This is a genomic window from Rahnella sp. R3(2024), assembly GCF_042920125.1.
Taxonomy (GTDB): domain Bacteria; phylum Pseudomonadota; class Gammaproteobacteria; order Enterobacterales; family Enterobacteriaceae; genus Rahnella; species Rahnella rivi.
The window spans coordinates 3,890,009-3,915,637 of sequence record NZ_JBHGBU010000001.1 but is presented as its reverse complement, the minus strand read 5'-3'; the positions used below and the strand labels follow the sequence as shown (position 1 = coordinate 3,915,637).

The 25,629-nt window shown below is 50.3% G+C and carries 25 protein-coding genes and 1 other annotated feature; of the genes, 8 read left to right on the top strand and 17 right to left on the bottom strand.

What is annotated here, in order from left to right; all coding sequences use genetic code 11:
• Positions 1–37: 37 nt before the first annotated feature.
• The 10 genes from btuC to thrS all read right to left on the bottom strand — a co-directional run bounded on the left by btuC (position 38) and on the right by thrS (position 9,619).
• Complete coding sequence (btuC, locus tag ABSH60_RS17850; protein ID WP_390975092.1) at positions 38–1,045, bottom strand: vitamin B12 ABC transporter permease BtuC; 1,008 nt, start codon at positions 1,043–1,045, stop codon at positions 38–40.
• Between the two features lie 147 nt (positions 1,046–1,192).
• Entirely contained in the window at positions 1,193–1,627 is a 435-nt protein-coding gene (locus tag ABSH60_RS17845; RefSeq protein ID WP_390975090.1) for a DUF2502 domain-containing protein, read from the bottom strand.
• A gap of 781 nt (positions 1,628–2,408) precedes the next feature.
• Positions 2,409–2,705, bottom strand: a complete 297-nt coding sequence (gene ihfA / locus ABSH60_RS17840) for an integration host factor subunit alpha (RefSeq protein ID WP_004089944.1) — start codon at positions 2,703–2,705, stop codon at positions 2,409–2,411.
• A 4-nt stretch (positions 2,706–2,709) separates the two neighbouring features.
• On the bottom strand, positions 2,710–5,097 hold the full coding sequence (gene pheT, locus ABSH60_RS17835) for a phenylalanine--tRNA ligase subunit beta (protein WP_390975088.1): 2,388 nt from the start codon (positions 5,095–5,097) through the stop codon (positions 2,710–2,712).
• A 14-nt stretch (positions 5,098–5,111) separates the two neighbouring features.
• Positions 5,112–6,095 (bottom strand): phenylalanine--tRNA ligase subunit alpha, encoded by a 984-nt coding sequence (gene pheS, locus ABSH60_RS17830; protein ID WP_056773454.1) that lies wholly within the window; start codon positions 6,093–6,095, stop codon positions 5,112–5,114.
• Between the two features lie 99 nt (positions 6,096–6,194).
• Positions 6,195–6,319 (bottom strand) — a sequence feature (Phe leader region).
• A complete protein-coding gene (pheM, locus tag ABSH60_RS17825) occupies positions 6,270–6,314 on the bottom strand; it encodes a pheST operon leader peptide PheM (RefSeq protein WP_106120997.1) in 45 nt (14 codons plus the stop codon). It overlaps the preceding feature by 45 nt.
• Positions 6,320–6,444: 125 nt before the next feature.
• Positions 6,445–6,801: a 50S ribosomal protein L20 gene (rplT, locus tag ABSH60_RS17820; protein WP_056773451.1), complete on the bottom strand. Its 357-nt coding sequence runs from the start codon at positions 6,799–6,801 to the stop codon at positions 6,445–6,447.
• A gap of 41 nt (positions 6,802–6,842) precedes the next feature.
• On the bottom strand, positions 6,843–7,040 hold the full coding sequence (gene rpmI, locus ABSH60_RS17815; protein ID WP_056773448.1) for a 50S ribosomal protein L35: 198 nt from the start codon (positions 7,038–7,040) through the stop codon (positions 6,843–6,845).
• Positions 7,041–7,135: 95 nt separating this feature from the next.
• Positions 7,136–7,687, bottom strand: a complete 552-nt coding sequence (gene infC / locus ABSH60_RS17810; RefSeq protein WP_013576136.1) for a translation initiation factor IF-3 — start codon at positions 7,685–7,687, stop codon at positions 7,136–7,138.
• Positions 7,688–7,690: 3 nt separating this feature from the next.
• Positions 7,691–9,619, bottom strand: coding sequence for a threonine--tRNA ligase (gene thrS, locus ABSH60_RS17805; RefSeq protein WP_122096209.1), 1,929 nt, complete (start codon positions 9,617–9,619; stop codon positions 7,691–7,693).
• Between the two features lie 290 nt (positions 9,620–9,909).
• On the opposite strand from thrS, the gene ABSH60_RS17800 reads away from it, so the two are divergent.
• A complete protein-coding gene (locus tag ABSH60_RS17800; protein WP_122096208.1) occupies positions 9,910–10,590 on the top strand; it encodes a MarC family NAAT transporter in 681 nt (226 codons plus the stop codon).
• Between the two features lie 23 nt (positions 10,591–10,613).
• On the opposite strand, the gene ABSH60_RS17795 is transcribed toward ABSH60_RS17800, so the two are convergent.
• Positions 10,614–11,249, bottom strand: a complete 636-nt coding sequence (locus ABSH60_RS17795) for a transglycosylase SLT domain-containing protein (protein ID WP_082465712.1) — start codon at positions 11,247–11,249, stop codon at positions 10,614–10,616.
• A gap of 323 nt (positions 11,250–11,572) precedes the next feature.
• Between ABSH60_RS17795 and ABSH60_RS17790 the strand changes: the two genes are divergently transcribed.
• Positions 11,573–12,442: a fructosamine kinase family protein gene (locus ABSH60_RS17790; RefSeq protein WP_056773440.1), complete on the top strand. Its 870-nt coding sequence runs from the start codon at positions 11,573–11,575 to the stop codon at positions 12,440–12,442.
• Positions 12,443–12,550: 108 nt separating this feature from the next.
• Here ABSH60_RS17790 and ABSH60_RS17785 read toward each other — a convergent pair whose 3' ends face one another.
• Positions 12,551–13,099 (bottom strand): YniB family protein, encoded by a 549-nt coding sequence (locus tag ABSH60_RS17785; protein WP_056773435.1) that lies wholly within the window; start codon positions 13,097–13,099, stop codon positions 12,551–12,553.
• A 193-nt stretch (positions 13,100–13,292) separates the two neighbouring features.
• Between ABSH60_RS17785 and hxpB the strand changes: the two genes are divergently transcribed.
• The 5 genes from hxpB (at position 13,293) to ABSH60_RS17760 (ending at position 18,217) form a co-directional block, all read left to right on the top strand.
• Positions 13,293–13,958: a hexitol phosphatase HxpB gene (gene hxpB / locus ABSH60_RS17780; protein WP_056773431.1), complete on the top strand. Its 666-nt coding sequence runs from the start codon at positions 13,293–13,295 to the stop codon at positions 13,956–13,958.
• Between the two features lie 297 nt (positions 13,959–14,255).
• On the top strand, positions 14,256–15,092 hold the full coding sequence (gene kduI / locus ABSH60_RS17775; protein ID WP_390975083.1) for a 5-dehydro-4-deoxy-D-glucuronate isomerase: 837 nt from the start codon (positions 14,256–14,258) through the stop codon (positions 15,090–15,092).
• A gap of 77 nt (positions 15,093–15,169) precedes the next feature.
• Positions 15,170–15,931: a 2-dehydro-3-deoxy-D-gluconate 5-dehydrogenase KduD gene (gene kduD, locus ABSH60_RS17770; protein ID WP_390975804.1), complete on the top strand. Its 762-nt coding sequence runs from the start codon at positions 15,170–15,172 to the stop codon at positions 15,929–15,931.
• A 151-nt stretch (positions 15,932–16,082) separates the two neighbouring features.
• A complete protein-coding gene (locus ABSH60_RS17765; protein ID WP_122096205.1) occupies positions 16,083–16,640 on the top strand; it encodes a metal-dependent hydrolase in 558 nt (185 codons plus the stop codon).
• 185 nt (positions 16,641–16,825) lie between these two features.
• Positions 16,826–18,217 (top strand): L-cystine transporter, encoded by a 1,392-nt coding sequence (locus ABSH60_RS17760; RefSeq protein ID WP_217204684.1) that lies wholly within the window; start codon positions 16,826–16,828, stop codon positions 18,215–18,217.
• Positions 18,218–18,468: 251 nt separating this feature from the next.
• Here ABSH60_RS17760 and kdgR read toward each other — a convergent pair whose 3' ends face one another.
• Positions 18,469–19,260 carry a DNA-binding transcriptional regulator KdgR gene (gene kdgR, locus ABSH60_RS17755; protein WP_056773416.1) on the bottom strand — a complete coding sequence of 264 codons (792 nt, stop codon included), beginning with the start codon at positions 19,258–19,260 and terminating at the stop codon, positions 18,469–18,471.
• 238 nt (positions 19,261–19,498) lie between these two features.
• Here kdgR and ABSH60_RS17750 point away from each other — a divergent pair, with 238 nt between their 5' ends.
• Positions 19,499–20,902: an MFS transporter gene (locus ABSH60_RS17750; RefSeq protein WP_183846512.1), complete on the top strand. Its 1,404-nt coding sequence runs from the start codon at positions 19,499–19,501 to the stop codon at positions 20,900–20,902.
• Between the two features lie 63 nt (positions 20,903–20,965).
• Here ABSH60_RS17750 and htpX read toward each other — a convergent pair whose 3' ends face one another.
• The 4 genes from htpX to ABSH60_RS17730 all read right to left on the bottom strand — a co-directional run bounded on the left by htpX (position 20,966) and on the right by ABSH60_RS17730 (position 25,507).
• Positions 20,966–21,844 carry a protease HtpX gene (htpX, locus tag ABSH60_RS17745; RefSeq protein ID WP_056773410.1) on the bottom strand — a complete coding sequence of 293 codons (879 nt, stop codon included), beginning with the start codon at positions 21,842–21,844 and terminating at the stop codon, positions 20,966–20,968.
• A 282-nt stretch (positions 21,845–22,126) separates the two neighbouring features.
• Positions 22,127–24,205 carry a carboxy terminal-processing peptidase gene (prc, locus tag ABSH60_RS17740; protein WP_056773407.1) on the bottom strand — a complete coding sequence of 693 codons (2,079 nt, stop codon included), beginning with the start codon at positions 24,203–24,205 and terminating at the stop codon, positions 22,127–22,129.
• Positions 24,206–24,224: 19 nt separating this feature from the next.
• Positions 24,225–24,914 carry an RNA chaperone ProQ gene (proQ, locus tag ABSH60_RS17735; RefSeq protein WP_056773403.1) on the bottom strand — a complete coding sequence of 230 codons (690 nt, stop codon included), beginning with the start codon at positions 24,912–24,914 and terminating at the stop codon, positions 24,225–24,227.
• 95 nt (positions 24,915–25,009) lie between these two features.
• Complete coding sequence (locus ABSH60_RS17730; RefSeq protein WP_390975079.1) at positions 25,010–25,507, bottom strand: GAF domain-containing protein; 498 nt, start codon at positions 25,505–25,507, stop codon at positions 25,010–25,012.
• Between the last annotated feature and the right edge of the window lie 122 nt (positions 25,508–25,629).

The following is a 25,629-nucleotide window of genomic DNA, read 5'->3' as shown; positions in this document are numbered from 1 at the left end:
AAGGTAGGGAGAGAATAGTTGATCTCTTGAAAGATGATCAGCGTATTTGTCCGGCTCTGACCAGTAGCCAGATGAAAACGGGTGCGCCCAGCGTCGCCGTGACGACACCGATCGGCAACTCCGCCGCGTACAACCCGATGCGTGACAGCACATCTGCCAGCAGCAATACCGCCGCACCGCACAGCGCGCAGGCCGGAAGCAGACGACGCTGGTCGGTCATACCGCACAAACGGAGAATATGGGGGATCACCAGACCGATAAACCCTATCACACCTGCCAGCGCAACGCTCAGGCCGACCATCCAGCCGACGGCCAGCACCAGAATATAGCGCCAGGATGTCAGGGAGACGCCCAGTTGCTGCGCCTGTTGCGTACCCAGTGAAAGCAGATTCAGCGTCTTACCCTGACCTGTCAGCCAGAGCAGAACCGGCAACAGCATGACGCCGAGCCAGACTTGTCGCCAGTCCACCCCACCGAAACCGCCCATCATCCAGTACATCAGCTGGCGTAAATCCAGATTGCTGCTGAAGTAAATGGCCCAGGTCATCAGGGCGCTGCACACAATACCAATGGCAACACCCACCAGCAGCAGACGGGCATTATTGAGCCGATGCCTGCGCGCGGCGTATAACAGAAAGAAAGTGACGACTAACGCACCCGCCACAGCAGCCAGACTCATGATCCAAACCGGCAGCATCCCGTGACTGAGCATCACACAAAAGACCAGCGCGACACCCGCGCCGTTCGCCACGCCAAGCAGGCCGGGTTCTGCGAGCGGATTTTCAAACAGTGATTGCATGACGGCACCGGCGACAGCCAGACTCGCGCCGACCAGAATCACCGCTATCGCACGCGGTAAGCGTAACTGCCAGACAAATAACCGCGCTTCATTACTGAGCCATTTATCCGGCCATAGCCAGTTTTCGCCCGCGCTGAGACTCAGCACCAGCACCAGAATTAAGAGCACGCTCAGACCGTAAAGCCCGCGCCGATCACGCTTTTTTTGCTGATGTTCCAGGGTCGAAAAGGTCTGCCGGTTAGACATGAATTGCAGTTTCCGGGGGCTGAAGGGGATAGTAGGGATCTCGCTATCCTACCGATATTAAGCAGTTAGCTCCACTGCGCGGAAACAGAAAATGAAAAAGCCGGTGACTGAGCACCGGCTTTTTGTATTTTGCAAAGACGATCAGGATTAACGGCCTGGCTGACCATTCGGCGGAACCGGCTGGCCGTTCCCCTGATGACCGCTATTGCCACCCTGATGATTATTGTTGCCACCGCCCTGATGTCCGTTGTTATCACGATGATCACCGCCATCCGGGCGGCCCTGATTATGCGGCTGCTGTGGCGGCCGCGGCGCGCTATGACCCCGCTGAGGCGGTTTGGCATCCCAGCGGTTGCCGTGCCAGTACATCCCGCGCTCGTTGCGCTCACCATAATGATGGCCCTGATGCGCGCGCCACCACTGCGGCGGACGCCAGTCGTAACCATCCCAGTAGTAACCGCGCTGATCCTGATCCCCGAGGTGAAGCGTTACGCCAGGTACGTTAACGTCAATGGAAACATTTGCCTGTGCGATCACAGGCAAGGCCAGCGCACAACAAAGCAATAAGAGAGATTTTTTCACGGTAGTCACGCCTTCTATATTTTATATGACGTGTTTTTTATATCAGGGGGGTACAGAACTGACTATGAGCCAAAGGCGGATTTTCGTTTAACTTGCTGCGGGCTTACGTAATAAATACAAACGTATCCTGATTGAAATAATTCAACAGGCGTGAATGTGTTATCTGTTCAATTCTTATGGAAATATTAACGAACCTTAACGCAAGCCTGACAACAGCTTATTCAGTAATTATTTATACTCGCTCTGTTTATTCAAAAAGGATCTATTTTATGCGTCGTATTTTAGCCCTGTTAAGTATTGGCCTGGTTGTTGTCAGCCTGAGCGGTTGTCTGTTTCCTCCGTTTTGGGGCCCTGGTGGCGGCGGTCACGGTGGTGGTCATGGCGGCGGTGGTCCTGGTGGACCTCGCATGTTCTATAACCATTAATTATCTTTCGAATTCAATTTATTCCGGCGAAAGCGGATAAATAATCCACTCCATTTCCCGCTACCGGTTTAATCATTTCATTTAAGGGGCTTCGGCCCCTTTTCTGTTTCTGATGTTGTGTTTTTATTTTGGTGTTTTATTTATGTCACAAAATCGGCTTCAGAATAGCGCATGGAATTAATAAGACTCTTTAGCGCGTGAATTAAATCTATCAGACTAATCCTGAACCGCCCACCGCTTTAACACTATCTTTTCGCTTTCTGTGCGAATTACTTAAAACCCTGGAAAATTACCCACCAGCAGAATAATTTTGGTTAAAAAAAAGGCCGCTTTCGCGGCCTTTTAGAAGATGTTACTTATTCTTTCGGAGTGGCATTCTCAACGCGACTCTTCAATTTCTGTCCCGGACGGAAAGTCACCACACGACGCGCCGTGATCGGAATATCTTCGCCGGTTTTCGGGTTACGTCCCGGACGTTGGTTTTTGTCACGCAGATCGAAATTGCCAAAGCCAGACAGTTTAACTTGTTCGCCATTTTCCAAAGCTCGACGGACTTCTTCGAAAAATATTTCAACAAGGTCTTTGGCATCCCGTTTGCTAAGCCCAAGCTTCTCAAACAGGTGTTCTGACATTTCAGCTTTAGTAAGCGCCATAGGTTCAATCCCTCAAGGATGCTTGGAATCGCTGTTTTAGAGCCTCTACGCATTTTGCAACGGTAGCGGCGATCTCCTCTTCTTCCAGTGTACGGGCGGTATCCTGCAACACCAGACTGATAGCCAGGCTCTTGTAACCTTCAGCTACGCCCTTGCCACGGTACACATCAAACAAGTTTACGCCAACTACCTGATTTGCGCCAACTTTCTTGCACTCAGCCAAAATATCGTCTGCGGGCACGTTTTCAGCCACAACAACGGCGATGTCACGACGGTTCGCCGGGAAGCGGGAAATCTCTTTCGCATCAGGCAGTACGCGGTCTGCGACCTTATCCCACAGCATTTCGAAGACCACAGTACGGCCATTGAGATCGAGTTTACGTTCCAGTTCCGGATGGACTACACCAATGAAACCAATACGTTCGCCGCGTAAATAAATCGCTGCGCTCTGCCCCGGATGCAATGCAGGATTGGCTTCAACCCTGAACTGCACGTCGTTCATTTTGCCGGTAAGCTCAAGAATAGCCTCAAGATCACCTTTCAAATCGTAGTAGTCAACTGCCTGACGCGCCAGATCCCAATGCTCATCATTTTTATTGCCGGAAATCACGCCAGACAGCATGACGTCCTGACGGATACCTAAATCAGCTTGAGTATCAGGCACAAAGCGCAGACCGCTTTCGAATAAACGCACGCGACTTTGCTGGCGATTTTGGTTGTTAACGACCGCAGTCAGCAAGCCAGACCACAGGGAAAGGCGCATTGCTGACATTTCCACGGAGATCGGACTTGGCAGAATCAGCGCGTCTTCGCCCGGATGCAGCAAAGCCTGCACTTTAGGATCAACGAAGCTGTAAGTGATGGCTTCCTGGAAACCACGATCAACCAGCAGATTTTTCACACGTTTCAGCGACAGATTGGCTTCACGGTGACGGGTCATTTCAAGATTCGCTTTTACCGGCACATCTGGAATGTTGTTGTAACCGTAAATTCGGGCAACTTCTTCCACCAGATCTTCTTCGATCTGCATGTCAAAGCGCCAGCTCGGTGCGACTGCCACCCAGTGATCGCCGTTATGGGCAACGTCACAACCCAGTCGGGTCAGAATATCCGTGACCTGTGCATCCTCAACATGGTGACCAATGAGGCGATCCAGTTTTTCGCGACGCAGCGTAATGGTTGCCGCTTTCGGTAAATCTGACGCAGAAGTCACATCAATGACAGGACCGGCTTCACCGCCACAAATGCTTAACAGCAGCGCGGTGGCACGTTCAATGGCTTTAAACTGCAGTTCAGGGTCAACGCCACGCTCATAGCGGTGCGATGCATCGGTGTGCAAGCCCTGACGGCGTGCGCGGCCTGTGATCGCCAGCGGAGCAAAGAAGGCCGACTCCAGCAATACATCCTGCGTTTCGTCATTAACACCAGAGTGCTCGCCACCGAAAATACCGGCCATCGCCAGCGCTTTTTGGTGATCGGCAATCACCAGCGTGTCTTCTTTCAGCTTGGCTTGCGTACCATCGAGCAGCGTAAGCGCTTCATCTTTTTGCGCCATACGCACCACGATACCGCCATTGATACGGCTGAGATCGAAGGCATGCATCGGCTGACCCAATTCCAGCAGCACGTAGTTGGTAATATCCACTACGGCATCAATAGAACGGGTGCCACAGCGACGCAGTTTTTCACGCATCCACAGTGGCGTTGGCGCTTTAACGTTGATGCCTTTCACCACGCGGCCCAGATAGCGAGGACACGCTTGCGGTGCCTGAACATCGATAGACACTGATGCGTCGATCGTTGCAGCTACGGCTTTCATCTCAGGTTCGTTGAGTGGAAGCTGATTAACCACGGCCACGTCGCGCGCTACACCGATAATACCGAGGCAATCTGCACGGTTTGGCGTTACGCTGATTTCGATGGTGCTGTCATCCAGCTTCAGGAATTCGCGGATATCTGTTCCGACCGGCGCATCCAGCGGTAGCTCGATGATTCCGTCGTGATCTTCGGAAATGCCCAGCTCGGAGAACGAGCACAGCATCCCTTCTGAAGGCTCACCGCGCAGTTTTGCGGCTTTGATTTTGAAATCACCCGGCAGTACGGCACCGACAGTTGCCACGGCAACTTTGAGGCCCTGACGGCAGTTTGGTGCGCCACACACGATGTCCAGCAGGCGATCGCCGCCCACGTTCACTTTGGTGACTCGCAGTTTGTCTGCGTTAGGATGCTGACCGCACTCCACAACTTCGCCTACCACCACGCCATTAAATGCGCCAGCGACAGGTTCAACACCGTCAACTTCCAGGCCGGCCATCGTGATTTGATCGGATAATGCTTCGCTGCTGATGGCTGGGTTTACCCACTCACGCAACCAGAGTTCACTGAATTTCATGTGATATTCCCGCCTTACTTAAACTGTTTGAGGAAACGCAGATCGTTTTCGAAGAATGCACGCAGGTCAGTCACGCCGTAACGCAACATGGTCAGACGCTCCATCCCCATACCGAAGGCAAAACCGGAATACACTTCCGGATCGATACCGACGTTACGCAATACGTTCGGGTGCACCATGCCGCAGCCCAGCACTTCCAGCCATTTACCGTTTTTGCCCATGACGTCAACTTCCGCGGAAGGCTCTGTAAACGGGAAATAGGAAGGACGGAAACGGATCTGCAAATCAGCTTCAAAGAAGTTGTTCAGGAAATCGTGCAGCGTACCTTTCAGGTTGGAGAAGCTGATGTCTTTATCAACAATCAGGCCTTCCATCTGATGGAACATCGGGGTGTGAGTCTGGTCGTAGTCGTTACGGTAAACACGGCCCGGCGCGATAATACGAATCGGCGGTTGCTGATCCTTCATGGTACGGATCTGCACACCGGATGTTTGGGTACGCAACAAGCGCTTGGCATCAAACCAAAAAGTATCATGGTCTGCACGTGCCGGGTGATGGCCGGGAATATTCAGGGCATCAAAGTTGTGATAATCATCTTCGATTTCCGGGCCAGTCTCAACGGTAAAGCCTAATTCACCGAAAAAGGTTTCGATGCGGTCAATAGTACGGGTCACCGGATGCAAACCACCGTTTTCGATGCGACGGCCAGGCAAGGAAACGTCAATCGTTTCTTCGGCGAGACGCGCATTCAGCACCGCAGACTCCAGCGTATTTTTGCGCGCATTCAGGGCTTCCTGAACCTGCGTTTTCGCTTCATTGATCACGGCACCCGCTGCCGGGCGTTCTTCCGCAGGCAATTCACGGAGGGTCGTCATCTGGAGTGTCAGGTGGCCTTTCTTACCCAGATACTCAACACGCACGTTATCGAGCGTGGCGATATCCTGAGCACTCTCTACGGCTGCCTTGGCATTGGCAACCAGCTCTGCGAGATGTGGCATTGCTTTCCTCTTCTTCTGGCCAATATGGCCCGATGTAAAATAACCGTGATTAATCAGGGGCGCGATTTTGACCCTGAACCTTAGTTTATAAAGCACAGATACAAAAAAGCCTCCACGAGGGAGGCTTAGGCGCTACTTTTCGTTTCTTCTCTTACGCGCGAAAGCCTTCCTGAGTCAGGCGCTAAAGTAAAAAAAGAAACGGAAAATAGCAGCATTCATGCTTGCGTTACCTTGTTGATGGACACTCTTGAACCGAAAATGAATCGACGTTGTCGCTATTAAACAACGAATCGGACTGATTTCAAACACAAAATATAAAAGAGGGAGCAAGCTCCCTCTTTCACCTGACTTACGCCAGTGCTGCTTTCGCTTTCTCAACCAGAGCGGCAAATACCACTTTGTCGAAGACTGCGATGTCAGCCAAAATCTTACGGTCAATTTCAATAGAAGCTTTTTTCAAGCCGTTAATGAATTTGCTGTAAGACATGTCGTTCTGACGAGCTGCTGCGTTGATACGCGCGATCCACAGCTGACGGAACTGACGTTTCTTTTGACGACGGTCACGGTAAGCGTATTGACCAGCTTTGATAACAGCCTGGAATGCAACACGATATACGCGCGAACGGGCACCGTAGTAACCTTTCGCCTGCTTTAAAATTTTCTTGTGACGTGCACGTGCAATCACACCACGTTTTACGCGAGCCATATGCTCTCCTGAGTTTTATATTCTAAATGAAAAAAGTGTATTTATGCGTACGGCAGACATGCAGAGACAAGGCCCAAATCGTTCTTGGATACCATGCCTTTTGGACGCAAGTGACGTTTACGCTTAGTAGCTTTTTTGGTCAGAATATGACGCAGGTTTGCGTGCTTACGCTTAAAACCACCGTTGGCGGTTTTTTTGAAGCGTTTAGCGGCGCCGCGTACTGTTTTGATCTTTGGCATTTTACATTCCACTTCGCATTGTTATTAACATGAATCAGAAAGGCGAATCCAGCATACGCGGTGCGAACACCGCGCAGCAGGATTACTTGGAAGCCTTACTGTTTCTTCTTAGGTGCGAGCACCATGATCATCTGACGACCTTCGATCTTCGTAGGGAAGGATTCGACAACGGCCAGTTCAGAATCTTCACACAGGTCTTTACGGACGCGGTTAAGCACTTCCATACCGATCTGTTGGTGCGCCATTTCACGCCCACGGAACCGCAGGGTGATTTTGGCTTTATCGCCATCTTCCAGAAAGCGAATCAGGTTGCGTAGTTTGACCTGATAGTCGCCATCATCGGTACCAGGTCGGAATTTAATTTCCTTAACCTGAATAACTTTTTGTTTCTTCTTCTGCTCTTTAGTCGACTTGCTCTTCTCGTAGAGGAATTTGCCGTAATCCATGATTCGACAAACTGGCGGCTCGGCATTCGGACTGATTTCTACTAAATCGACGCCCGCTTCCTCAGCTTTTTCAAGAGCTTCATTCAGACTGACAATACCAATCTGCTCGCCATCGACGCCTGTGAGGCGAACTTCTTGCGCGCGAATCTCTTTGTTAATGCGATTAGGACGCGCCGGTTGAACTCGTTTTCCGCCTTTAATACTTTATTCCTCCAGTTGATGAAGACTTCTGCTGCGGATCTCCGCCAGCAGTTTGTCAACGACTTCGCTAACGTCCATGCTTCCTAAGTCTTTGCCGCGGCGAGTTCGAACGGCAACTTTGCCCGCTTCGACCTCTTTATCGCCACAAACTAACATGTAAGGAACACGGCGTAGCGTGTGTTCGCGAATTTTAAAGCCAATCTTCTCATTTCTCAAGTCGGCTTTAACGCGAATGCCTGCTTCTTGCAGTTTTTTAGTTAATTCTTCGACATAGGTAGCTTGTGTATCAGTGATATTCATGATCACTACCTGAACCGGAGCCATCCATGTTGGGAAGAAGCCTGCGTATTCTTCAGTCAGAATACCAATGAAGCGCTCCATTGAACCCAGGATAGCACGGTGAATCATTACCGGGACCTGACGGTCGTTGCTTTCGCCAATATAAGAGGCGTTCAAGCGACCAGGTAATGAAAAGTCGAGCTGCACGGTACCACACTGCCACGCACGATCCAAACAATCGTGCAAGGTAAATTCAATTTTTGGACCGTAGAACGCACCTTCACCCGGCTGATATTCGAACGGAATCTCATTTTCTGTCAGTGCTGCCGCCAGATCGTCCTCTGCACGAGTCCACATTTCGTCAGTACCAATGCGCTTCTCAGGACGGGTGGATAATTTCACCACAATCTTCTGGAAACCAAATGTACTGTACATATCGTAAACCATGCGGATGCAGCTGTTCACTTCGTCGCGCACCTGCTCTTCAGTACAGAAGATGTGTGCATCGTCCTGAGTGAAGCCGCGAACACGCATCAGGCCATGCAATGCGCCTGATGGCTCATTACGGTGGCAGCTGCCGAACTCGGCCATACGCAACGGCAGATCACGGTAGGATTTCAGACCCTGATTAAAGATCTGAACGTGTCCCGGGCAGTTCATTGGTTTGATGCAATATTCACGGTTCTCAGAAGACGTGGTGAACATTGCCTCTTTGTAGTTTTCCCAGTGCCCTGTTTTTTCCCACAGCACACGGTCCATCATGAACGGACCTTTCACTTCCTGATAGTCGTAAGACTTCAGTTTCATGCGCACAAAGGCTTCCAGCTCGCGGAAGATGGTCCAGCCGTCATTGTGCCAGAACACCATACCTGGTGCTTCTTCCTGCATGTGATACAGGTCAAGCTGTTTACCGATTTTACGGTGGTCGCGCTTACCCGCCTCTTCAAGGCGTTGCAGATAGGCGTTGAGTTGTTTTTTCTCAGCCCACGCGGTGCCGTAAATACGTTGCAGCATTTTATTGTCGCTGTTACCACGCCAATACGCACCAGAGGTTTTCTGCAATTTGAAATGATGGCAGAAACGCATATTAGGCACGTGCGGACCACGGCACATATCAACATATTCTTCGTGGTGATACAGGCCCGGACGGTCATCATGACTGATGTTTTCATCCAGGATCGCCACTTTGTATTCTTCGCCACGGCTTGCAAAGGTATCGCGTGCTTCCTGCCAGCTGACTTTCTTTTTAATAACGTCGTAATTCTTTTCAGCCAGTTCGTGCATGCGCTTTTCAAGCAGTTCGATGTCTTCCTGAGTCAACGTACGATCTAAATCCACGTCGTAATAGAAGCCATTGTCGATAACCGGGCCGATTGCCATTTTGGTATCCGGCCACAATTGTTTAATGGCATGACCCAAAAGGTGCGCACAGGAGTGGCGCAGAATTTCAAGACCGGCTTCGTCTTTAGTGGTAATGATCGCCAGTTGAGCGTCTGTCTCGATAAGATCGGTTGCATCAACCAGCTCACCGTTTACGCGACCTGCGATACAGGCTTTGGCCAGACCAGGTCCGATATCAAGCGCAACATCAAGGGGAGAAACGGGACGATCAAAAACGCGCTGGCTTCCGTCAGGAAGAGTAATAACAGGCATGTTAATTCCTTAATCTACAGTGGTGCCCCACACGACAGAGCACATCTAGAAAAATATTTGAGTGTAAATTCATTTAGTTATTCACGCTATTCAGCTTTACTTTGCCAAATATAGACACCTTCGATACATCAAGAGAGTGTACCGGGATGCGACGTAAAAACAGGCAAGGAGTTTACCATCCGTAAAGTGCGAATTTCCAGCGACCTGTGTTGCTAAAAGCGGATATTTTTCGTGTAATCCCCCCTGACACGCTAAGGTAACCACAGCAGCATTTCAAAAAAGGGAAGGATATGACAGAAGTCAGGCAGTTATTTGAAGTTTTGGGATTGGGCCTGATGGTACTGCTTCCGCTGGCAAATCCACTGACAACCGTGGCTTTAATGCTCGGGCTTTCAGGGAATATGACCACTCAGGAAAGAAACCAGCAATCGCTGATGGCCTCGGTGTATGTCTTTATCATCATGATGGTGGCGTATTACGCCGGACAGGTGGTGATGAATACGTTTGGGATTTCCATTCCCGGCCTGCGAATTGCAGGGGGGCTTATCGTCTCCTTCATCGGCTTCAGAATGCTTTTCCCGCAGCCACACGTTGAAGAAAGAATTCTTATCGAGAACAAAACGGCGGAAATGAAGAAACAGGATTCGCCAAATATCGCTTTTGTGCCTCTTGCTATGCCAAGTACCGCCGGGCCGGGCACCATCGCCATGATCATCAGCAGTGCTGCGACCGTGAAATCATCTGACTATCCGCACTGGATTATTACCGTTGCACCGGTGATGATTTTCTTTTTAGTGGGCATGATTTTGTGGATTTCACTGCGCAGTTCAGGCGCCATTATGCGTCTGGTCGGTAAAAGCGGGATTGAGGCGATTTCGCGTCTGATGGGATTTTTGCTGGTGTGTATGGGCGTTCAGTTCGTCATCAACGGGATTATTGAGATTATCAAAACCTTCCCGCCAGCAGCCTGAACCGCGGGCGGGAAATTCAATGCTTACCGCATCGCGAGGTAAGCATTGTTCACTTTCCACAAGTAACGTGGCGCCTGTGGAGCAGGATGTTTGTTCTGAACATGCTGATAAAACTCCGTTGGCGACATCTGGTTGATCTGAGCAATCGCGAATGTTTTATCTTTCGCGAAGGTTCTCAGCAACGCGCCAGCACCGTTGACATAGGCTACGGTAGTGGCATAACGGCGCGTCTCAGGGTTATTTATACCTGCGAGCTGTTGCTGCAAAATGCTCAAATACGCTGTGCCCAAATCGATATTCACCGCAGGATCTTTCAGATCACGCGGTGAAGGCTGACCGTAGCGTCCTTTCATCCGGTAGGCATCGCGTCCTGCCGTTGAGGCCTTTAGCTGCATTAACCCAATCGCATTCGATTTACTGACAACGGTTGGGTTATATCCAGATTCGACCTGAATGATGGCTTTTACCAGTGTTTCATCTACGCCGTAAGTGCTTGCCGCCTGGCGAATCACCTCGCCGTAGGGGCCCTGATGCATTAATGATGTATCAGCCCGTGAAGGCGGTGATGGTTTCAAAAAATGCGTCGTCTGAACCGGCGTTTCTTTAGCGCAACCCGCCAGTAATAGCGCGGCCATCAAATAAAGAATGTTTGGTTTCACATTATCTCTCTCGCGACTTGGACGAGATGTAGCATATACATCTTCTTTCCTCACCTGAATATATTTTTAGTCTATTATTATTATTGTTTTGTTAAACAAAGGGGTTAGAAGCATGTCGATAAGATAATTCTGCTTATAAAACCTCTTTCACTTCACATATTCTGAAATTAGCATTCTCGTTGTTTTTCAAGTTCAGGAAGTCTGCATCTCATAGGGCGAAAATTAACACCGTCTTCTGGTTCAGCCGTGCGCCGGATCGGGTTTTTGAAGCGGAAAAAACGCTAACTTAATGAATTATCGGGCCAGTCAGAAGGGGTCATACCATGTGGCAAGCCGTCAATCGTTTGTTGAGTGAACATCTGGGCAGTGCAGAAATCCGCGAACGTGTTGAGCTTCCGGGAGGTGAAATACATCCCGCCTGGCGGCTGAGTTATGGTGACAGGGATGTGTTTGTTAAATGCAACGCGCGCGAAATGCTGCCTATTTTCGCCGCCGAAGCCGATCAACTCGCCCTGCTCGCCCGCAGTCAGACAGTCCGCGTTCCTGAAGTTTATGGCGTGGGCAGTGACCGGGATTACAGTTTTTTGTTACTTGAATATATTCCGCAAAAATCGCTCGATGCGCATAATGCCTATCTTTTAGGTCAACAACTTGCCGCTCTGCACCAGTGGAGTGAACAACTGCAGTTCGGGCTGGATTTCGATAATGAACTGGCAACGCTTCCTCAGCCCAACAGCTGGCAGAGACGCTGGGCAACATTTTTCGCCGAACAACGCATCGGCTGGCAATTACAGCTGGCAGCTGAAAAAGGCATGATTTTCGGCAATATAGACGACATCACTGCAATGGTTCATGGACGGCTACAGAACCATCAGCCTCAACCTTCCCTGCTGCATGGCGATTTATGGCCGCATAATTGTGGACTCTCTGAAAACGGTCCGGTGATTTTCGATCCTGCCTGTTACTGGGGCGATCGCGAGTGCGATCTGGCGATGCTACCTTTATATCCTAACGTTCCGCCTCAGCTTTACGACGGCTATCAGAGCAAGACGCCGCTCCCCGACGACTTCATTTCGAGGCAACCGATATACCAGTTATATTATCTGCTGAACCGCAGCAATTTATTCGGTGGCCAGCATCAGGTCGTCGCGCAACGCGCGGTGGAAAGGTTGTTACACGAAGATTTTAATTAGCAGGATACATGAGTAAATGCACAAACGAATAAGGCCTGAATAACTGAAATATTCAGGCCTTATTTATGCGTCAAAGCGGCTTAAATTAACCCGCCGGTTTCACCGGGGTCACCCCAGTAAACCTAATAATTTCAAAATGAAATAGCCGATAACCGCAATGATGGCGGGCAGAATATACAGCGGAAAATATTGCACAAGAATGGTATGTCGGGGGATCACTATGCGCTCTTCAATCTGGGGACGTGTTCGCCCTTCTGCGCCTTTTGCCTGCTCAAGTATCAGCTGATCCTGAATGCCTTCCCGAATATGTTTCACCTGACGTGACATTCTTGCGCCAGAAGCCTGAAGTGCCAGCCCGACGAAGATCAGCCAGTAGATAACGAAGAACATAATATTCGCGCTGGTGAATCCCTGTCCCAGCGACGGCACAGGCGAGTTGTACCAGAACACGTTGAGGAATGTGGTGTTAAAACGCGCCATGTCCACCATAACATGGACAAAATCCAGCATTACCGCGTTGATACCCTCTTGAGTCTTAGTGTGTTCATTAATAAAGTTAAGCAATGAAATCAATGTGGAAAGCAGCGCGGGAATGAAAATTATCCACCCGGCAACTCTTTTCAGGACCGCGACACGCCCGGCTTGTTGGTACGTCATGAATTCCCCTTGTTAGGACGTCTTTATCTTCCGCTAAGTTTACCCACAGAAAGTCTGAACCGCTCATCATTTTAACCAGTTAGCAAAATACTGACCTGAAAATGGCTGCTTTAGGATTTTTTGCAACAGATTTAACCCTTTCTCAGCCGGTGATACAGTAACAGTCTAATTCACTGATATGGAGTTCGCCCGCATGGCCTATGCCCGCCCCGTTAACGCCGCAATTTTCGATATGGATGGTCTGTTGATTGACTCTGAACCTTTATGGGTTCAGGCAGAGTTGGATGTTTTTAGCAGCCTCGGTGTGGATATCTCACAGCGCCATTTACTGCCAGATACCCTCGGTTTGCGCATCGATCAGGTGGTGCGGATGTGGTATCAGGTATTGCCGTGGCAAGGCCCAAGCCAGGAAGAAGCATCGGCGATGGTCATCGCCCGCACCCTTGAACTGGTGGAACAAACTCGCCCGCTGTTGCCTGGCGTCACGCACGCGCTGGAGCTTTGCCGCGATCAGGGGCTGAAGATCGGTCTGGCCTCAGCATCGCCACTGCATATGCTGGATACCGTACTGGAAATGTTTAACCTGCAATCGTATTTTCAGGTTCGCGTCTCTGCAGAACACTTACCCTACAGCAAGCCACATCCGGAAGTTTACTTACTCGCCGCCGCACAGTTACAAGTGGATCCGCTGCATTGCGTGACGCTGGAAGACTCGTTTAACGGCATGATCGCGACGAAAGCGGCACGTATGCGCTCAATAGTGGTGCCAGCTCATGAGTTCAGTGCAGATCCGCGCTGGGCACTTGCCGATACCCGGCTTTCCACTCTTGAAGAATTGCGTCCTTCGCACATCAGCTGAACCTGAGGCGCAGCGCATTATTGCAGCTGCGCCTCCTCTCCTCCTGCTAAATCCCTCGTGTTATCTGCACTAAAACTGACATCACAACAGATTAATGTCAGAAATCTTGAGCTGCCTCAAAAATAAATAAAACGTTATTTCATTTTTATTGAATTCATATACCGATGACCTTATGATTTCTGCAACACGGACGAGCCGGGAGCTCTCCTGCTTCTGTACGCTGTCACTGCCACGCAACGGTCAGACTAGCCCGGCAAGTCCTCCTTTATATGCACTACAACGCACAAGAGGCACGACATGCAAGTTCGTCAAAGCATTCACAGCGACCACGCTAAAACGCTCGATACTGCTGAGTTACGCCGCGAATTTCTCATCGAGAAAATTTTCGAAAGAAATACTTACACCATGACCTATAGCCATATCGACCGCATCATCGTCGGTGGCGTAATGCCCGCTGAAAAATCGGTTTCTGTCGGTGATGAAGTCGGTAAGCAACTCGGTGTCAGCTATTTCCTTGAGCGCCGTGAGCTGGGCGTGATCAACATTGGCGGGCCTGGCATTATCGTCGTTGATGGCACAACGTATGAGATTGGTCATGAAGAAGCGCTCTACGTGGGCAAAGGCGCAAAACAGGTTGAATTCAGCAGCATCGATACGACAAAACCCGCTAAGTTCTATTACAACAGCGCCCCTGCGCACACCACTTTCCCAAACAAAAAAATCACGCTGGCAGAAGCATCGCCGCAAACCATCGGTGATGCCACCACCAGCAACCGCCGGACAATCAATAAATTCATTGTTCCGGACGTGTTGGAAACCTGTCAGCTGACCATGGGGCTGACCAAGCTGGAAGAAGGCAGCCTGTGGAATACCATGCCGTGCCATACGCATGAGCGCCGCATGGAAGTGTATTTCTACTTCAACATGGAAGAAGAAACCGCCGTCTTCCATATGATGGGCAAACCACAGGAAACGCGCCATCTGCTGGTGCATAACGAACAAGCCGTAATTTCACCCAGCTGGTCGATCCATTCCGGCGTCGGTACTAAGAATTACACCTTTATCTGGGGCATGGTGGGAGAAAACCAGGTCTTCGACGATATGGATCACGTCAAAGTCAGCGAAATTCGCTAATCCAGCGACTCCGCCATGATATGGCGGAGTCATCCAATCTTTCAGGCGAACGTGCCGAAGCAAAAGAGACTCTGATTATGATCCTCAATGCGTTTGAATTAACAGGTAAAGTCGCCATTGTGACCGGTTGCAACACGGGTCTTGGACAAGGAATGGCGCTGGGACTGGCGCAGGCCGGGTGCGATATCGTGGGCATTAATGTTTCTGAGCCTGGCGAAACGGCTGAAAAAATTATTGCTACCGGACGCCGTTTTCTGGATCTCCGTGCCGATCTGAGCAGTATTCAGGGCATTCCTGAACTGATTGTTCAGGCGGTGAATGAGTTCGGCCATATTGATATTCTGGTTAACAATGCAGGCATTATTCGCCGTGAAGATGCCATTGAGTTCAGTGAAAAAAACTGGGATGACGTGATGAACGTCAACAGTAAGACGTTATTCTTTATGTCTCAGGCAGTGGCTAAACAGTTTATTAAGCAAGGCACCGGCGGGAAAATCATCAACATTGCCTCAATGTTGTCCTATCAGGGTGGGATCCGCGTGCCCTCGTATACAGCGTCTAAAAGTGCGGTGATGGGCATTACGCGACTGATGGCCAATGAATGGGCCAAACATGGCGTTAACGTCAATGCTATTGCGCCGGGCTATATGGCGACTAATAATACTGAGCAGCTCCGTTCAGACGGTGAACGCAGCAAGGAGATCCTCGATCGTATTCCTGCAGGACGCTGGGGTTTACCGGAAGATGTGATGGGGCCGGTGGTGTTTCTGGCCTCTCAAGCGTCTGATTACGTCAATGGATTTACCATTGCCGTGGACGGAGGCTGGCTGGCACGTTAACTGAGAATACGTGACAGTATTAAGGCGTATTTTTATACGCCTTTTTCATTCTAATCATACCGTTGACAATTAGTTACAGGGTTCTGCTTCCAAGATTGTGACAGTTTCACTTATACTGGATAAAATAACAGTTATCCAGTTCGGACGCGTCATGACGGCGGAAGGCCACCTCATTTTTTCTATCGCCTGTGCGGTATTTGCCAAGAAGGCGCAGCTCTCACCCGAGCTGGCGCACGGCGACTGGTGGCATATTATTCCCGGTTCATTACTGACCTGCCTGTTGCCGGACATCGACCATCCCAAATCTCTGATTGGCCAGCGTCTGAAGTGGATTTCTCACCCCATCGCACGCGCCTTCGGGCATCGCGGTTTTACACACAGTTTGCTGGCCGTCATTGGCGGCATTTTCCTGCTACGCACGCATTTCCCCCACGACTGGGTTATTCCGGCTGATGCTTTTCATGCCATGATCATTGGTTATCTCAGTCATATACTTGCAGATATGCTCACGCCAGCGGGGGTTCCCCTGCTTTGGCCATGCCGGTGGCGCTTTCGCCTGCCCATCATTAACAGTCAGAAAGGTAATCAGCTGGAACGAACGCTCTGTCTGATGCTGGTGGGGTTAACGCTGTTCTGGCCAGACTGGACGCCCATTATTGGTGCAATCAATCCTGACATTTTTAATCATCTTTTGAAGCTGTTCATCTGATCAGAATGAAATAGCGACGATGTGGTGAAAATAAATACAAAAACCATCAAAAAGTTATAATGCATTCTTTTTGGATATAAATGATCGGGCACCCAAACTGATATTCTGCACCCCAACGCTATGGGATGGTGCAATCCCTTTGGGAACACCCGTTTAAATATAAAACTATAAGTCTGGAGTTTGGTATGAATCTTCCGCTCGTTCTTAACGTAGTGGTCTTTGTCGCTTTGCTTTTATTGCTGGCGCAAACACGTCATAAACAATGGAGCCTGGCAAAAAAAGTCCTGGCCGGTTTGGGTCTGGGTGTTGTATTCGGTCTGGCACTGCAACTGATTTATGGTTCAGATGACCCGATTCTGAAAACGTCAATTACCTGGTTCAATATTGTCGGCAACGGCTACGTTCAGTTACTGCAAATGATCGTAATGCCGCTGGTCTTTGTGTCGATTCTCAGTGCCGTGGCGAAACTGCATAATGCATCTTCTTTAGGCAAAATCAGTTTCCTGACCATCGGTACCCTGTTGTTTACCACGCTTATCGCCTCCCTGGTGGGCATCTTCGTCACCGGTCTGTTCGGACTCACCGCCGAAGGTCTGGTACAAGGTACGCAAGAAACAGCGCGTCTGACGGCGATTCAATCCAATTATGTGGGTAAAGTGGCTGATCTGAGTGTACCTCAGCTGATCCTTTCCTTTATTCCTAAGAACCCGTTTGCCGACCTGACCGGTGCAAGCCCGACGTCGATCATCAGCGTAGTGATCTTTGCCGCTTTCGTGGGCGTTGCTGCCCTGCAGCTGGTGAAAGACGATGCTGAAAAAGGCCCGCGTGTTCTGGTCTTCATCGATACCCTGCAGGCATGGGTGATGAAACTGGTCCGTCTGGTGATGAAACTGACCCCGTACGGCGTACTGGCTTTAATGACCAAAGTCGTTGCCGGCTCCAACATTCAGGATATCGTTAAGCTCGGCAGCTTCGTTGTGGCCTCGTATTTGGGTCTGGCGATTATGTTCGTCGTCCATGCCATACTGTTGTCTTTCACCGGCGTGAATCCGATGAAATTCTTCCGTAAAGTGTGGCCGGTGCTCACTTTCGCCTTTACCAGCCGTTCAAGTGCAGCAACTATTCCGCTAAGTGTTGAAGCGCAAACTCGCCGTCTGGGTATTCCTGAATCCATCGCCAGCTTCGCCGCATCCTTCGGTGCAACGATTGGTCAGAACGGTTGCGCAGGTTTATATCCAACCATGCTGGCAGTGATGGTGGCGCCAACGGTCGGCATCAACCCGTTTGATCCGGTGTGGATTGCAACATTAGTGGGTATCGTCACCCTGAGCTCTGCCGGTGTAGCCGGTGTGGGTGGCGGCGCAACATTTGCAGCCCTGATCGTGCTCCCGGCAATGGGCCTGCCGGTTACCCTGGTTGCATTGTTGATTTCAGTGGAACCGCTGATTGATATGGGCCGTACTGCACTGAACGTGAGTGGTTCCATGACAGCCGGTACGATCACCAGCCAGATCATGAAACAAACTGATAAAGCAGTAATGGATTCAGAAGAAACGGCTGAGCTGGCACACCGCTAAGTTCTGAATGCTGAACATGTTGAGCCGAAACCGCTGGCTTTGGCGACATGTTCAGTAATCAGAAACACTCAACGCAGTTCATTAACATCGGGCCTGGTGCGTCATTCAGTCACATAAAAAAGCCGTAATCTCTGTGAGACTACGGCCAGTGTGAAACAGTCGACACCATCAGGCGTTCAATCAGAGCTTAACAATTCATTTCACGTATCATCATTTCGATTTGCGAAGACGTCGTTCTGCTCGGCATAAATTCAGAATGGATAATCGTGGAAACCAATTTGCTCTGAAATGTTACGCGCTGCGGTATGCAGCATTGCAACATAGTCACTCTTACTTTCTTCAGAGAAACGAATTGTCGGGAAGGAAATGCTTAACCCGGCAATCACCACGCCGAAACGATCGAACACCGGCACGGCGATACAGCGAAGGCCCTGCTCCTGCTCTTCATTATCTTCCCCAAAGCCCTGTTCACGTACCTGATCGAGCGCTGTTTGTAAGTCAGCGGCATTCATAATGGTATTTTCAGTGCTGCGGGTGAACTCAATTTCCTGCAACAGTGCGCTCACTTCGGCTTTGTCACCCCAGGCCATCAGCACCTTACCAATCGCCGTTGTGTGCAACGGATTACGTCGGCCAATACGGGAATGCATACGCAGGTTGTACATGGAATCGATTTTGTGGATGTAGACGATGCCATCTTCATCCAGCGCGCCGAGGTGAATGGTTTCGCGCGTCAGGCGTGACAATTCACGCATCTGAATATCAGCGCTGCGGATTAGATCAACGTTTTGCAACGCCTTTGCGCCCAGCTCAAACAATTTGAGCGTCAGTGAATATTTCTCTGACTCCCCTTCCTGAGCGACGTAACCCAGAGATTTCATCGTCTGTAAAAAGCGATACACCGTGCTTTTCGACATCATTACGCGTTGAGAAAGTTCAGTAATACCAATTTCACGCTCTTCGCCGAGCGCCTGTAAAATACCAAAAACTTTCAGAACGGAAGAAACGGAATCGGGTTGCTTATCAAGATCTGCGATAGCCATAGAGTGAATTACCTGCTCGCGTTGGTTTTGTTTCAAAAAAAATAGAACGTGGTTTTTATTATAGTGGCAAGCGTCACACAGAAGCAATCAAGCCGTTGAACAGGAATGTGAGAACTGTTAACCCTGTTTCATAATATGCATAGACTAAATAATTCGTCACAGACTGTGACTGTTGTCACTTTCAGTTCATTAGCGTAGTAATATTACCCTCACTGATGACTATGCGCTGACAGATCCTATGACCCCAAATGCTATACCCAACGACGGACTTCCCCTTCCCCAGCGATACGGCGCGATTTTGGCTATCGCACTGGGTATCACCGTTTCAGTGCTGGATGGCGCGATAGCCAACGTAGCCCTGCCGACCATTGCCAATGACTTTCACGCCAGCCCGGCCGCGTCGATTTGGGTCGTCAACGCCTATCAGCTGGCGATTACCATCTCCCTGCTTTCACTGGCCTCTCTGGGCGATATTTTCGGCTATCGCCGCATTTATCAAACAGGTCTGCTGGTTTTTAGCATTACATCCTTGTTTTGCGCTCTGTCAGACTCCCTGATGACGCTGACCATTGCACGGGTTCTGCAAGGTTTTGGCGCAGCGGCAATCATGAGCGTCAATACGGCGCTGATCAGGATCATCTATCCGCAACGCTTTCTGGGACGGGGAGTGGGAATTAACGCGCTGATTGTGGCCGTCTCCTCTGCCGCCGGCCCGACGATTGCTGCCGGGATCCTGTCAGTGGCATCCTGGCAATGGCTGTTCGCCATTAACGTGCCGATTGGTATCGCGGCGTTGCTTTTAGGCCTTAAATTCCTGCCCGCCAATTCGACACGCAGTCAGGGGCAGCGTTTTGATTTTACCAGCAGCGTGATGAATGCACTGACCTTCGGTTTGCTCATCATCGCGATCAGCGGCTTTGCTCAGGGTCAGAATCATGGCTTAATTTTGGCAGAGGTCATCGCCTTGCTGATAATTGGCTGGTTCTTTGTACGCCGTCAGCTCTCACAGCCTTTTCCGTTATTGCCGGTAGATTTACTGCGTATCCCGATTTTCAGCCTCTCCCTCGGCACATCGCTGTGTTCGTTCAGTGCGCAGATGCTGGCGTTCGTCTCTCTGCCCTTCTTCCTGCAAAATACGTTAGGGCTGAACTCTGTCGACACCGGTTTACTGCTGACGCCGTGGCCGTTAGCAACCATGGTGATGGCACCCATCGCCGGTCGCCTGGTTGAGCGTTATCACCCCGGCATGCTCGGAGGTATCGGGCTTATCGTCTTTTCAATCGGATTGTTTTCACTGTCACTGCTACCGCCTGAGCCTTCACATCTGAATATTATCTGGCGAATGCTGTTGTGCGGCGCGGGGTTCGGGCTATTTCAGTCTCCCAATAATCACACCATCATCACTTCCGCGCCGCGAAACCGCAGCGGCGGAGCAAGCGGGTTGTTAGGCACCGCACGTCTTCTGGGACAGACGACCGGTGCGGCTATGGTGGCGCTGATGTTTAACCTGTTTCCGGAACACGGCACACATGCATCACTGATACTGGCCGGTACGCTGGCAGGAACCGGCGCGCTGGTCAGCCTGCTCAGAATGACGCAGAAAACCAGCAGTCAAAAGGCTGCTGAAGACCTGAAATCCTGAGCAGATCTCAGAAAGCAAAATGCCCGGCGATTGCCGGGCATTTTTATGTGCAATATCTGAGGATTACTTAAGATATTCGCCGCTGCGAAGTGCTTCAATACGTTTATCCAGCGGCGGGTGAGACATAAACAGCTCACTGAAAGACTTAGATTTACCGTTGATGCAAAACGCCATCATGCTGCCCGCTTCCTGCGGCTCATGGCTGGTTTTCAAACGCTGCAATGCTGCGATCATTTTCTCACGACCCACCAGCTTCGCAGAACCGGCATCGGCATGGAATTCGCGATATCGCGAGAACCACATCGTAATGATGCTGGCCAAAATACCAAAGACCAGTTCGAGCACTGTCGCGACAGCAAAATAAATCATTGGATTGCCGTTACTCTCTTCGCCGTCACGGTTGCCAGACAGGAAGCCTGAGGCAACCTGAGCAATCAGACGGGAAATAAAGATCACGAAGGTGTTCACGATCCCCTGGATCAAGGTCATGGTCACCATATCGCCATTCGCAATATGGCTGATCTCGTGGGCGATAACCGCTTCGGCTTCATCCTGACTCATGCTTTGCAATAAGCCGGTGCTGACGGCAACCAGAGAAGCATCGCGTCGTGCGCCGGTGGCGAACGCATTGATATCCGGCGCGTGATAAATCGCCACCTGTGGCATACCGATGCCCGCCTGCTGTGACTGGCGGCGCACAGTCTCGACCAGCCAGCGCTCTGTTTCGTTACGGGGCTGCTCTATAACTTCACCGCCCACCGAGCGCAACGCCATCCATTTAGACATCAGCAAAGAGACGATGGAACCGCCGAAGCCAAACAACCCGGCCATGATCATCAGCCCCGGCACGCTGCTGGACTGGATGCCTGTCAGGCTGAGCACCAGCCCAAAGACCAGCATAACTGCCAGGTTTGTCATCAGGAACAACGCTATACGCATCATAAAATTTTCAATTCCTCTTCGTTACTTCATTATTATTCATTGGGTCCTGCCACCGGGACATGCCCGTCCGGCTGATACTGATCCTATGGGCTTCTTCCACGGATTCAAGCGTTCCGCGGCCTTAAAGGCCTAAAATCACAATACTTTACATTTTGAAGTATTTTATTTCACAGATAAAGCCACGGTACATAACATCGAGATTGCGCTGTCTTTCATTTTCACGGCATAAAAAAAGCGCACCGAAGTGCGCTTCTTAAATTCACAGGCAGACCAGCGAAGCGATTATTTCGCCGCAGCCGGAGCCTGATCACTCAATGCTTTTTCCAGCTTGCCGAGATCAACCGCGATATTGTCGGCTTCATCAAGATACGGATCCGGTGCCACATAGTCTTTTGGCAAATCATCCAAAGATTTCAGTGGTTTCTTACCTTCACGTTTGAAGCGTTCATTCAGGCGGTTAAGACGCAGTGCATCATCCTCTTTATCTTCTTTATCACGCTGAGCGTAATTCAGAGAGGCAATATCACGTTTATCTTTCAGCGCTTTGTAGCGTGCAATATCTTGCTGGATGTACTGGAACTCAGGATCCTTAGCAATACGCGCATCGTGATTTTTCAATAATTCAGGCAGGAACGGCTTCATGTCACCCAATTTATTGTACGTCGCGGCGTTGATGCTATCCCACGGAAGCGCGTTATCTTCGAACTTCTCGCCAGTTTCAATCGATTCAATACCGGTTGGCATCAGAATATCCGGGGTAACCCCTTTACGCTGAGTGCTGCCGCCGTTGATGCGATAGAACTTCTGGATAGTGTATTGCACGGAGCCGAGGGCCGGCCATTCCGGGCGCAGCATCTGATCGTAAATACGGTTCAGCGAACGGTATTGCTGAACGGTACCTTTACCAAAGGTCGGTTCACCCACAATCAGCGCACGGCCATAATCCTGCATTGCCGCAGCAAAGATTTCAGACGCAGAAGCACTGAAACGGTCAACCAGAACCACCAGCGGACCTTTGTAGTAAACGACGCCATCGGTATCGCTATCCTGACGGATGCGGCCATTGTTATCGCGAACCTGAACTACCGGGCCACTTGGGATAAACAGACCTGACAGAGAAACCGCTTCCGTCAGTGCACCCCCGCCGTTGGTACGCAGGTCGATAACCAGACTGTTAACGTTCTGCTTAGCCATTTTTTGTAGCTGAACTTTGACGTCGTCCGTCAACCCAACGTAGAAGCCAGGAATGTCCATGACAGCAACTTTTTCAGCGCCGACATTTTTGATGGTCATTTTGACTGCACGGTCTTCCAGACGAATTTTTTCGCGCGTCAGGGTAATCACATGATTTTTAGCATTTTTGCCCGCTGGCAGGATCTGCAAGCGAACTTTGCTGCCTTTTGGTCCTTTGATGAGCGCGACGACGTCATCAAGACGCCAGCCGATCACATCAACAATCGGTGAGGGTTTACCCGCCTGAACCTGACCTACGCCGACAATGCGGTCACCCACTGCAATGGCTTTGCTTTTGGCCGCCGGGCCGCCTGCTACCATTGAGTTGATCACCGTATAATCGTCGTCACCCTGCAGAACGGCACCAATACCTTCCAGAGACAGGCTCATTTCAGTATTGAATTGCTCGGTGCTGCGAGGAGAAAGGTAATTGGTATGCGGGTCGATTTCATGCGCAAAGGCATTCATCACCAACTGGAATACGTCTTCGCTGTTGCTTTGGGTCAGACGCTTCATCGCGAAATGGTAGCGTTTGGAGAGCACGTCGCGAATTTCCTGATCGTTTTTACCGGTCAGCTTGAGGTTCAGCTCGTCATATTTGACTTTCGCATCCCACAATTTGTCCAGTTCCGCGCGGTCTTTCGGCCACGGGGATTTACTGCGATCAAGTTGAATCGTGTCGTTGCCAGTGAAATCCATCGGGCGGGCAAGCACTTTTAACGCATAGTCGTAGCGTTCAAAGCGACGCTTTTGCGCCAGATTGAATAAAGCGTATGGCGTGGTTAACTGACCGGATTTCAGTTCCTCACCCAAGGTTGCACGTTTATCAGTAAATTGTGCGACATCGGAAGCCATCAATACGTTGTGGCCATAATCGAGCATGTTGAGGTAACGGTCGAAGATCTTCGCTGAGAAATCTGCATTAAGGTCGAACTGACGATAATGCGAACGGGTAAAGCGTGCCGTAACACGCTCGCTCACCGTGGCGTCCTGAGGATCCTGTGTCAGGTCAGGGAGTTGAGCAAGAGTGACCGGTGCACTCTCATTCGCTGCAAAGCTGGTATTAACCAGCCCTGCTCCTGCCATTAACAGACCTGCGATAACGCTTAATCTGACAAATTTGTTCATGCCTGAGTTGGCCTCCGTATCAGAACTGCAAGTGTTCTGCGCGCACGATCATCGCCAGACCCGAAGAGAGTTGAACGCGAACACCGTCTTTGGCAATTTCCAAGACGGTAGCATCCATCGCACTCTGTCCTGCTCTGACTTTGATTTCCTGGCCAATTTGCAGTTTTGAAATGTCTGTTACTGGCACATGACGCGGTTCACGTTTTTCCTCACGCGGTGGACGAGGTGTACGTGGTTTGCGATTTTCCTGACCAGCCACAGCAGCGGGCGCATTTTCACGACGCGGCGCAGGCTTTTTAGCGGCCGGACGTGGACGGCGTGGCTCAGTGGTTTCACCGGCTTCACGACGTTTAGCCTGTTGTTCTGCACGTTGTGCCTGAACGCGGGCTTTTGCTTCTTCCAACTGTTTACGGGCATGTTCGACGTGCTGCTCTTCCAGTACGCCACATGAATTACCATCAAGGTCGACGCGTTCAGCGCCCACTTTAACGCCGTAGAGATAGCGCCAGCTTGAGGTATACAGACGCAGAGCAGAGCGTAACTGAGTTTTGCTCAGATTCTCTTCACCTTGCACGCGCTCGACCAAATCCGCAAAGATACCGATCTTTAATGGGCGTGCTTCGCCTTCGGCGGTAAAACAGAGCGGGAACCGCTCAGCCAAAAAGGCGATGACTTCTTTACTACTGTTCAACTTAGGTTGATTTTCCATGAAATTTCCTGATTACAACGGGTTTGCCAACCGGCGCAGGCATGAACAGGCGCCATTATAATGACGCCATTATTAAATGCCACGTTATCCGACGATCAACTTGCGATCAGATTGACATATTTTTCAGCATCACTGTTTTCAAGATGCTGGCAAAGCCCGCTGACTAACTCTGTCAGCCCCTGCTCATCAGCTTCATCAAAGCGCTGATAAACGGTGCTATCAATGTCTAATACGCCAATAACCGTCCCTTTCACCGTAATGGGCAGAACGATTTCAGCATTACTTGATGCGTCACATGCAATGTGGCCCGGGAAGGCGTGGACATCGCCCACGCGCTGAACGGTATTGTCCGCCACTGCGGTACCGCATACGCCTTTTCCTACCGGAATACGCACACAGGCAATTTTACCCTGGAATGGGCCGAGTACCAGTGTGGTGCCGTCCATCAGATAAAAACCTACCCAGTTGACGCCTTCAAGACGTTCAAACAGTAAGGCACTGGTGTTCGACAGAGTGGCAATAAAATTGTTCTCTCCGGCGATCAACGCGCTCAAATCACGTTTTAATTCCGTGTAGAATGCTTCTTTATTCATGTAGTAACCAATAATAACCTAAGGGCATTGAGCCGTTCTGGTGTGCTTAACCTCTCTAAAATAAGCATTAATTGCCCATATGAAAAGATTAATCCTGTGTGACATCAAAAAGACTCACCTAC

What these genes read in the sequence shown, in the direction of transcription:
- ABSH60_RS17760 (WP_217204684.1), top strand. Translation starts at nt 16,826, where the DNA reads ATGAATCTTCCGCTCGTTCTTAACGTAGTGGTCTTTGTCGCTTTGCTT.
- ABSH60_RS17800 (WP_122096208.1), top strand. Translation starts at nt 9,910, where the DNA reads ATGACAGAAGTCAGGCAGTTATTTGAAGTTTTGGGATTGGGCCTGATG.
- ABSH60_RS17765 (WP_122096205.1), top strand. Translation starts at nt 16,083, where the DNA reads ATGACGGCGGAAGGCCACCTCATTTTTTCTATCGCCTGTGCGGTATTT.
- rpmI (WP_056773448.1), bottom strand. Translation starts at nt 7,040, where the DNA reads ATGCCAAAGATCAAAACAGTACGCGGCGCCGCTAAACGCTTCAAAAAA.
- proQ (WP_056773403.1), bottom strand. Translation starts at nt 24,914, where the DNA reads ATGGAAAATCAACCTAAGTTGAACAGTAGTAAAGAAGTCATCGCCTTT.
- htpX (WP_056773410.1), bottom strand. Translation starts at nt 21,844, where the DNA reads ATGATGCGTATAGCGTTGTTCCTGATGACAAACCTGGCAGTTATGCTG.
- kduI (WP_390975083.1), top strand. Translation starts at nt 14,256, where the DNA reads ATGCAAGTTCGTCAAAGCATTCACAGCGACCACGCTAAAACGCTCGAT.
- pheS (WP_056773454.1), bottom strand. Translation starts at nt 6,095, where the DNA reads ATGCCACATCTCGCAGAGCTGGTTGCCAATGCCAAGGCAGCCGTAGAG.
- ABSH60_RS17785 (WP_056773435.1), bottom strand. Translation starts at nt 13,099, where the DNA reads ATGACGTACCAACAAGCCGGGCGTGTCGCGGTCCTGAAAAGAGTTGCC.
- ABSH60_RS17790 (WP_056773440.1), top strand. Translation starts at nt 11,573, where the DNA reads ATGTGGCAAGCCGTCAATCGTTTGTTGAGTGAACATCTGGGCAGTGCA.
- ihfA (WP_004089944.1), bottom strand. Translation starts at nt 2,705, where the DNA reads ATGGCGCTTACTAAAGCTGAAATGTCAGAACACCTGTTTGAGAAGCTT.
- ABSH60_RS17750 (WP_183846512.1), top strand. Translation starts at nt 19,499, where the DNA reads ATGACCCCAAATGCTATACCCAACGACGGACTTCCCCTTCCCCAGCGA.
- kdgR (WP_056773416.1), bottom strand. Translation starts at nt 19,260, where the DNA reads ATGGCTATCGCAGATCTTGATAAGCAACCCGATTCCGTTTCTTCCGTT.
- btuC (WP_390975092.1), bottom strand. Translation starts at nt 1,045, where the DNA reads ATGTCTAACCGGCAGACCTTTTCGACCCTGGAACATCAGCAAAAAAAG.
- pheT (WP_390975088.1), bottom strand. Translation starts at nt 5,097, where the DNA reads ATGAAATTCAGTGAACTCTGGTTGCGTGAGTGGGTAAACCCAGCCATC.
- rplT (WP_056773451.1), bottom strand. Translation starts at nt 6,801, where the DNA reads ATGGCTCGCGTAAAACGTGGTGTGATTGCACGTGCACGTCACAAGAAA.
- ABSH60_RS17730 (WP_390975079.1), bottom strand. Translation starts at nt 25,507, where the DNA reads ATGAATAAAGAAGCATTCTACACGGAATTAAAACGTGATTTGAGCGCG.
- hxpB (WP_056773431.1), top strand. Translation starts at nt 13,293, where the DNA reads ATGGCCTATGCCCGCCCCGTTAACGCCGCAATTTTCGATATGGATGGT.
- kduD (WP_390975804.1), top strand. Translation starts at nt 15,170, where the DNA reads ATGATCCTCAATGCGTTTGAATTAACAGGTAAAGTCGCCATTGTGACC.
- thrS (WP_122096209.1), bottom strand. Translation starts at nt 9,619, where the DNA reads ATGCCTGTTATTACTCTTCCTGACGGAAGCCAGCGCGTTTTTGATCGT.
- prc (WP_056773407.1), bottom strand. Translation starts at nt 24,205, where the DNA reads ATGAACAAATTTGTCAGATTAAGCGTTATCGCAGGTCTGTTAATGGCA.